This is a genomic window from Acidithiobacillus sp. TH-A36 (assembly GCF_057473445.1).
The window spans coordinates 1-8,335 of the sequence record NZ_JBYCKP010000094.1 but is presented as its reverse complement, the minus strand read 5'-3'; the positions used below and the strand labels follow the sequence as shown (position 1 = coordinate 8,335).

Sequence of the window (8,335 nt, the reverse complement as noted above, 5' to 3'; positions counted from 1 at the left end):
TCCGCCGCATTGTGTTGCGGCCATAATCGGTAATGCAGCAATAACAACAAATTGCCTATCCGTTCATGGAGGGCATAGGCGGATTCCTGATCGGCAGACAGGACACTATTGGCGGAATAGTCGATACCCAATGATTTCATCGTGTCCACGAGTTGTTTTTGGGCATCACGCACTACGCCAGAAAGGTGCCGCAAGACGATAAATTGATCTTCCAGTTGCATGACGGTCTGGAATTCGGCAGCGGAAGCCTCCTTAGCCAGTGACTTCTTGTAATGGCTGCTGTTTTTGGATTTACTGAGATGCTTGGCATTAAATCCTTTGCGGCCGTCCCGGGAGGACTTGTACCAGTAGCGGATTCGCCATTGTATCGTGACATAACCGCGCAGCTTGCGTACGGATATGCTCAAATCGCTCCATTCCCGATTTTCATTATCCATCCGAATTTGATGGGATAGTTGTTTTTGAAAATCGTAAAATTCTCCGGCCAATCTTTTTGCTTCCGCCAGAATCTGGTCCTGGGCCTGCGCGTAAAACAGCATTTGCCGACGGAGTAGCGCCTCAATGTCTTTGAGGGATTCCGGAGAGAAATTCAGGGATATTGGCGGTATCATGGTTATTTTCCCAAGAGAAAATCATTGGCGGTCACCACCGGAAGCCCATACAACCGCCCCCATATCCTGCGGGCTTTCGTCTGGATGGCGTTTTCTGCGGCCGTTTTTTCCCAGTCATGGTTCTCCGGGGCTAGTATCCATTTCGGTTGACGGGGAGCTTCTATAAAGTAGCTGGCGAGCGGCCACACCAGAAGTTCGCTGTAACAGACGGCCATGGCAAACGGTTGTTTTTGATGGCCGAGATAATCTGGCCCCAACCGCCACCAGAAGGCTTGAGCCGATCCGTTTACCCAAGGTTTCCACTCACTGAGCGGGCAGGGCTGCCGGGAAGGGAAAATGCCACGATGCAGGCCATAAGCGTTGAGCGCATCCGTATAACTCCAGCGCTTTCCTGACTGAGAAATGTCATAGAAGCCTACGAGAAGGGTATCCTGTCTCGCTTTGGCAATACGCTGAATACCGTTCAGAAGGCCAGCCGTATAGAAGTTGGGGAAATAATACCCGCCGATGCCTTCCGGCAGAATTACGATTTGGTGTTTCGGGATGGTCTTCAGGTATTGTTGTGCCCATTGCCGAATATGATTCTGCCGTTCCAGGTTTTTCAAAAAACCTAAATTAAAGGGGAGCGCTTTCCACGGCAGGGAGACGCCACGGATGTTGGCCGGTTGTGCAGGGGGCGTATAAGTCCCATTCAGGAGGATGGCGGTGACCATAATGGACAGGAGAAAACCCGCCAACAGTTTCGCAGTGTTGGGGTGCAATGGGTCTGACGGTGTGTGCTTGTTGGGGAGATAATGCATGGTTATCTGATACGCACGTCTGGATGCCGCAATATGGGCAGAAAATGCGCTGAGCAAAGACAGGGTGACCAGGCCAAGTATCAGCCCGGCCAGGCCGGTTCCCGGGAAATAGACACCCGCCAGAAATAAAGGGGAAAGCAGGGACCATGTGCTTAAGGGCGGCACGCTGGTGATGATCAGGGATGCGGCCATGCGTAGCCCCACGTACTGTGGCTTTTCCGGACCTATCCAGCCGATGAGCCACCAGGGTAGTGACAGCAGCAAGGCAATGGCCGGCCAGGCACAATCACCCAATAAGGGGGTAGCGTAAGGCCAAAAAGCCTGGACAACCCCCACTACCACCTCGCTTCCGCCCAGGAAGTACCCGAAAACAAAGGCGGCGCGGGCGATTTTCCCGGTCGCGTAGCCATAGCCTACGGCAAAAAGCAGCAAAAAGGGGAATAGGCCCAGGTTGCCCCAGGTGATAAAGCCCAGGACAGCGCCGATACCGCCGAAAGTGACCCATGAATAACGCCATCGGTCCTTTCGTTCAGGCGTCATACATTTGCGCTTCATACAGGAAGGGAGAAGGGCTGCCTTCACGGACAGCGGAAATAATGAGTTGACGTTTGGCGCGGGTCATGGCGACGTAAAAGAGACGACGTTCTTCTTCCAGTTCGCTGTCAATATGGGGTGCCACGCCTTCCTCGGCCCCAATAATCCAGACATTCGGCCATTCCAGACCTTTGGATCCGTGCATGGTGGTCAGGAAGACGGTTTCTGGCCCGAGTTGGGGCGGTTCACTTTTCTTTTTGGCCAGCCCTTCCACAAACTGGATGCGCTGGGCCAACGTCCCACGCAAACGCTGGATAGCCGTTAAAGCAATGGTGCAGTTCTCGGCGACTGAAGGGATTAATTTTTGATTCCAGCGCTTGATACCTTCGATAAGCAGTATGGGGTCCTGAACGGATACGGTGCACCAGCCCTGTAAATTTTCCATGAAGTTTAAACCGCTGGAGAGGCGCGGAGATTTCTTTTGTTCGGTCTGATGCCACTGTTCTGCAAATCCGTCCAGTATGGGCTTCCAGTCACGCATGGGGACCGGTTCCAGTTGCTTGAGTAAGGCATCCGTCGTGTCTGCTTTCCAGCCACATAAAAACAGGGCGGACCGGCAACCAAAAAACATATCGCGGCGGTAGGCGGCCAAGCGGTTAGTGATAGCCGTGCTTTTGAGCAGGCTGCTGCTATTCTTTCCTCTGGGCATTGCCAGAGCACGGGCGCCATTGACGATGCCGGTGAGTAAGCTTAAGACTGCTCGGGGATGCTTGGTTTCCCAAAAGTCATCATCGGCATCTCTGAAATAGGGGATACCCTGTTGTTGGAGTTCCATTTCCATGACGTCCAGCAGGCGGTTGGTGCGGGCTAAAACAGCCCATCCCACAGGATCCTCGCGTCTCCGCGTTAAAAACCAGGTACTTTCTTCTTCGCGGTCGCGGGGGAACAAGCATTCGATATGGCCGCCTTGCTCGGCAGCGGGGATAATCTGTTTTTCGGCGCGGTAACGATTATGCTGAATGAGCCTTGCAGCAGGGGTGAGGATTTCTGGCGCACAACGATAGTTACGCGACAGGTGCAGAATCTGGGCACGGACGTCTGAACGCAATTTCTCCATGCCCGTGTACCCCAAAGCATGCCGGAATGCGTAAATGCTTTGGTCGTCATCACCGACCATGGTGAGTTCTGCACCGGTCAATTCGTGGTGCAGCATGATCCAGGTATATTGCGCCAGATCCACATCCTGAAATTCATCCCCTAACATCCAGCGCATGGAAAGTGGTGGAATGGACCCGTCCTGCATGCCATCCACAGCTTTGGAGATGAGATCTGCGAAGTCCATGCGTTTATCGTTCTGAAGCAAGTCCTGGTACGCATGAAAGGTTTTATAGCCGGGGCCATCATAATCCCGATGGGATAAATCGCTCTTGGCCTTGTCGATAATTTTGTCCATATCTTCGAAGCTGAGCTCTTCTTCTGTTTTGGACATTGCATGTGATATGAGCCGGATGCGGTCACCTTTATTGAGCAACTTAATGTCCATGCCCACACTGCGTAACTGGTGCATGGCCAGGGAATGAAAGGTCCCTGTCCGGATCCGTTTTTCGTGTCCTGGGGACATTTTGAGAATGCGGCGTTTGAGTTCCTCCGCACTATCATGGGTAAAGGTCACCGCAACGAGGTCGCCGTGATCGGATTGGAGCAGGGAGGCGGCCCGATGCGCCAGTACCAGGGTTTTCCCTGAACCCGCACCGGCCAGCAGGAGCACATGCCCCTTTTGCTGAACCGCCAGCTGTTGTTCTGGATTCAGACGCATCAGGACTTCGCTTCTGTGTCGGCCTGTTCCGTGTCGGAGGACGTTGTATTTGTCCCCTCAGTGGCGGTGCCAGACTGTTTTTCTTTTTCCGCTTTTCGCATCTGTGCGGTTTTACCCGTGCGTAACAGGATACCCGTTTCAAAGGCGTAACGAATATTGTAGCGATACAGGGTCAACATGCGTCTACGCACTTCGAGTTCCAGTTTGGACGCTTCCTCGTCCGCATAGATCTCATACAGGGCGGCAGCGGAGATGTAGCCCAGCGTTTTATCCACCTTGTGCAGGATATTGAGGTAATGCTGGTCCATGCGGGAGGTTACCAGCGCTTCTTCGTCCAAAGGCTCGCTGAAATCGGTCGAGAGATGTTCGGCATCTACGCCTTCAGCCTCAAGCCGCTCGGAGACTTTCTGGATAATGCCATCGAAAGTTTCCTCCGCTTCCGTGTAGAGGCCTTTCCAGAGTCGGATGATCTCGTCAAAGCCTTCCTGCACGACGGCCTTATCGGCGCCGGCCCGTCCACTGACCATCCCGGGGTAAATGCGTTCGAGGAAGTAGTTGGCATTGGAAGCTTTTTCATAGGCCCGGAAATACATTTCCTGTGAAAGCCGGGTACTGAGGTGGATGGTGCGGCGAATGCCGGCACGACTGTTGGTTTTCTTGTCTGCCGGCATAGGCAACAAGAGGAACCGCGAATCCGGAGGGCGCTTGGCCCGGCGCGAAGGGGTTGCACCCTGCAAAGGGGTTGTACCCCGCGAAGGGCTGCCGCCTGCAGGGTTTGCTTTATTGCGCGGATTGTCCGCTGAAGTTTCCTTGTCGCTTTGGCTGGATGGGGCGGGTGCAGACGTTGCTGTGGATGTGGTGTCACCCGTTTCGCTCTGTGTGGATTCCGTTTGTTCCTGCACGTTTTCGAGGGGGGTATCGGTAGAAAATTCACCTTCGGTTTTCAAAGCAGTGGTCATCATGAAGCTCCTTGTCAAGTTCACGAGGCCAGTGTATCGGGTTAAAAACCGGAGAATGTTTGCATAAAGTGGCTTTTTTCTTGTTTTATATGTTGGCTGAAAGGCATCCTCACCATGAAAGATGAGGATGATGACATTTATTCGCTGCTATCTTTTTTGAAGGGATCTTTGCCGAGCCTGTGGACTAATTTTTTCTCTAGTTGTTTGTTAGTTGGCACATGCTTTCCTTCCATCTTCAATTCAGCATTTGTTGGTATCTTGACAGGTTTAATGCATGGCTTGTCGGTATATATTAGGGATACATTACTGGCAACCGTTGAAATTGTGTTCTTGCCATTAAGCTTTTTGGCTGTTTTTTCTATCTTCATGAAATGAAGGACAGACCTGTCTGTTTTGACTTTATATGTTTTCTCCACATAATTGCTAAAACCTTTTATGTGGTTATTGTTTGACTTGTAATATGATATAGCCCTGCCAACCATATTATAAGGTACGCATATATATTTAACATAGAATCCGTTTGTATCGTTTTTTATTAAATCTATTGCACAGTTGTCCTGCAGGTATTTTCCGCCATTGACACCACCTAATTCCAACCTCAGAAAATCATGAGGATTTTTTATACAAACGTTCATTGGCTTTTTGGGCCTGACGATCATGCCGTTCGTATTGAAAATTCCGTGGCCTACCCATTCTCCCTGGTTGACTGAGACCTTCAATTTTGGAATTTTTTGCAGCTTCTCCATGTGGTATGTTACTGATGCAGATGATAAAATAGGTGTTATTGATATCGCGCACCCAATCATAATTGCGGTTGCTATGGATTTCATGACAATCTCCTTAATATCATTCTAAAGAAATAGGTACAGGTATATCTGGTGTTAATCTTTTTCTTTCATCTAGGGACTTATTAAAATCGTAATCCCCTAAAGAGAATGGTGGGTAATCCATTATAAGCCAGAAGCTCTTTATTTTTTTTCTCGCATAGTCATACAACATTATAGGCGCTTTTACCAACAGTATCTCATCTATTAGTTCTGGTTTTTCTTCATTTGAGACTATCACGAACGCACCTACTTTTGTCATCTGTTTCCCTATAATTGTTTTGTCTTTGTATATTTTATACAATATTTCTATGCTTAATAAATAGGTAATATTATTAGAAACAGAGTAGATCGTCGTTTCAAGGCGCATATCTACACTGGAATTGTTTGTACGGTCTTCTTTGTAATTTCCAGATGATTGGATGTTGGTTTCAAGGATGAATGGCATGCTGATATTTATCAATGTCCCTCCTATATTCTGCGAGAGCTTTCCTATAATTTTTCTTTGCCCACATTAAGCTATCAAAAGGTTTTTTGATAGTGATTGCTCCGTAACCTGAGTTTTCGATGTCTTCTTTTCCGTAGGATCTTTGAAACCCGCATATATATTGGAATAATAGTCCGTGATTTGTTGACGCTTTAGCAGTAATCGTTAGAGGGAAAATAAGATCACCCCTCTCCGAAAGCTGTTCTGAAAAAGCATTAATTATTTCAAATATATTGCTCTTTTTTGATCGTGAGGTTATAAAACCTATATGAGCAAAATTAGATTTTGGTCTATATGAGCTCGGGAAAGATGGTCTTGGAAAATCGTATTGAGAGTATGGCATCAGCACGAAAGAGCCTAAAAATGTATCATTCTCAATAAATATATACCCATAATTTTTTATCAATAACAAAAATGAAGGGACGCTAATTTCTTCACCTAATAGCGCCTCCCTTTCTTTAATAATAAAGTTTAACCTTTGCTGGTCGTCGCCAACAGCTATACACTTTATCATTTGTATAACGAATTTGCAGGGTCGTAAGTGCACCCACTTGGCGTGCATGTGTACATATCTGGAGTGTCAGTGCCCCCCATATATCCTATTGAATTACGTGCGCCAGGATTTACTGCAAATTCGAAGTCATTAACCATTGGTTTAATATAAGGTTTATCTGTTGCTTCATCTGTATATGCTGGACCAACATCTGCCGCGCAATTTCCCCAACTTGGTTGGGCTAATGCATACCCTACTGGTAATCCAGCAACAGCATACCCAGGTCCAGTTATGTCAGCGCCGGCATCGCAATAGTTCCAATCAGGATTCGTTCCAAGATAGTAATATGTGGTATCCATTTCCATAGCGCACTGTATTTCTGGATATTGTCCAGGAATATATCCGCACACAAAATTATCAGGATTTCCATTTATTTGAACAGGCTCTATATTTATAGATTGATATTCATTAGCCCCACTAAGGCATCCGTCCTTATCGCACCCTCCTTGTACATACTGGGTTGGACCATTAATAATATCTTCATTTGGTGAAACGCAGACGTTGATGCGACCATAAACACTGTTAATTTCAGTGGTAGCATTTCCACTCCCAGAAGAATCTGTAATTGGTGCCATATACACATAATCACTTGCCGGCAGCGGAGATCCAGACTGCCAATTGATGAGGTCGCCGGCATCAGGTGCAATTGGGAATACTACATCCGATTCAAGCTGTGAATCGTTGTCACCGCTTGGAACTGAAGCAGATTCTGTGTAGTTCTCTGACGGAGAGATGGTATTGGCTTGAACCTGTCCAGCATCAGCGTAGCTACCGCTTGGCTGCACAATATATTCATTCTCTACTTCCGTCAGAAGATATCCGTATTGCCCAGTATTTTTGAACGTACTTGGGCTGCCGCAAGATTTTTCAAGAACACGGCTATTCACAGAAATGGCAGTCAACGGCTGACCAGCGCTATTCCGGGATACCTTCACCTGTTCACCATACATCACCACCGCCAGGCTGGCATTGTATTGGTTCATCAGTGCTTTAATCTGGTTTTGCATCAGACTTTCCACACCGGGGTCATAATTGATTTTCTCAACGCCGTTGGTCACTGTTTCCGTGCCATCATAGGCCCCATTATCCTGTATGGTGTGCCACACGTTGCCATCGATGGAGACCGGTGCCGACTGAATGGTATCCCCTTCTTCCGTGATCTGGTCGAGTTCCCAGCGGGTCTCCCCGGCATACGGTACGGTCCACCCGGCGGGCAAGTAAGCGGCATCCTTGCTTTGCTGATAAATGGCATACAGCAAATACAGTGTATCGTTATTCACGTTGGTGCCCAAAAACTGATAACTGCCATTGGGCTGAACCTGTACCGTAGCGTAAACCTGCGCCTTTGAAGGGCTGCCACCGGACGGATTGGCAATCTGTACATTCTGAATATAGGTGAACATCCCCAATTGTACTTCGGTACCACTGGATTTCATGGATCCAACGATGGCATCCGCTATCTGTTGTTCGTAATTTTTCAGGTATCCGGAAACGGCGCTTTCCGCATCCTGGTTGCTGGAATAAATGGTTGAGCCCAGAGATGCATTAACGGGAACCACCGCCAGAGAACTGGAATCAATATTGGATTCCAGACCGCTTTGCTGTTCGGAACTGCTCTCATTCGTGAGTGGGCCGATACTGGCGACGGTGGTTTGTGCTTTGCCGGTAACTGTTTCCGTCGCCATGAGCGCTTGCACACCCGTGGTGGTGACCAGAGAGGCAGCGCTGGCATTCGCGGAAAACAGGCAACT

The 8,335-nt window shown here is 48.6% G+C and carries 8 protein-coding genes; all 8 read right to left on the bottom strand.

The features are described 5' to 3' along the window. Positions 1 to 611 (bottom strand): conjugative transfer protein MobI(A/C) (gene mobI, locus AC2VLY_RS02755; protein ID WP_486891711.1); only part of this gene is annotated, 611 nt, incomplete at its 3' end. Positions 612 to 613: 2 nt separating this feature from the next. Beyond that, positions 614 to 1,951, bottom strand: coding sequence for a carbon-nitrogen hydrolase family protein (locus AC2VLY_RS02750; protein ID WP_031572271.1), 1,338 nt, complete (start codon positions 1,949 to 1,951; stop codon positions 614 to 616). Beyond that, entirely contained in the window at positions 1,941 to 3,761 is a 1,821-nt protein-coding gene (locus tag AC2VLY_RS02745) for an ATP-dependent helicase (protein WP_031572272.1), read from the bottom strand. Before AC2VLY_RS02745 ends, AC2VLY_RS02750 begins: the two co-directional genes overlap by 11 nt. After that, on the bottom strand, positions 3,761 to 4,723 hold the full coding sequence (locus tag AC2VLY_RS02740; protein WP_155270495.1) for a hypothetical protein: 963 nt from the start codon (positions 4,721 to 4,723) through the stop codon (positions 3,761 to 3,763). Before AC2VLY_RS02740 ends, AC2VLY_RS02745 begins: the two co-directional genes overlap by 1 nt. Positions 4,724 to 4,857: 134 nt before the next feature. Beyond that, positions 4,858 to 5,550 (bottom strand): hypothetical protein, encoded by a 693-nt coding sequence (locus tag AC2VLY_RS02735; protein WP_486891710.1) that lies wholly within the window; start codon positions 5,548 to 5,550, stop codon positions 4,858 to 4,860. Positions 5,551 to 5,566: 16 nt separating this feature from the next. Beyond that, positions 5,567 to 6,007 carry a protein-export chaperone SecB gene (locus AC2VLY_RS02730; protein ID WP_486891709.1) on the bottom strand — a complete coding sequence of 147 codons (441 nt, stop codon included), beginning with the start codon at positions 6,005 to 6,007 and terminating at the stop codon, positions 5,567 to 5,569. Further along, the gene (locus tag AC2VLY_RS02725) at positions 5,976 to 6,545 is read right to left on the bottom strand and encodes a hypothetical protein (RefSeq protein ID WP_486891708.1); all 570 of its coding nucleotides are present in this window, start codon (positions 6,543 to 6,545) and stop codon (positions 5,976 to 5,978) included. Before AC2VLY_RS02725 ends, AC2VLY_RS02730 begins: the two co-directional genes overlap by 32 nt. Then, positions 6,542 to 8,335 (bottom strand): hypothetical protein (locus tag AC2VLY_RS02720; protein ID WP_486891707.1); only part of this gene is annotated, 1,794 nt, incomplete at its 5' end. The genes AC2VLY_RS02725 and AC2VLY_RS02720, both read right to left, overlap by 4 nt.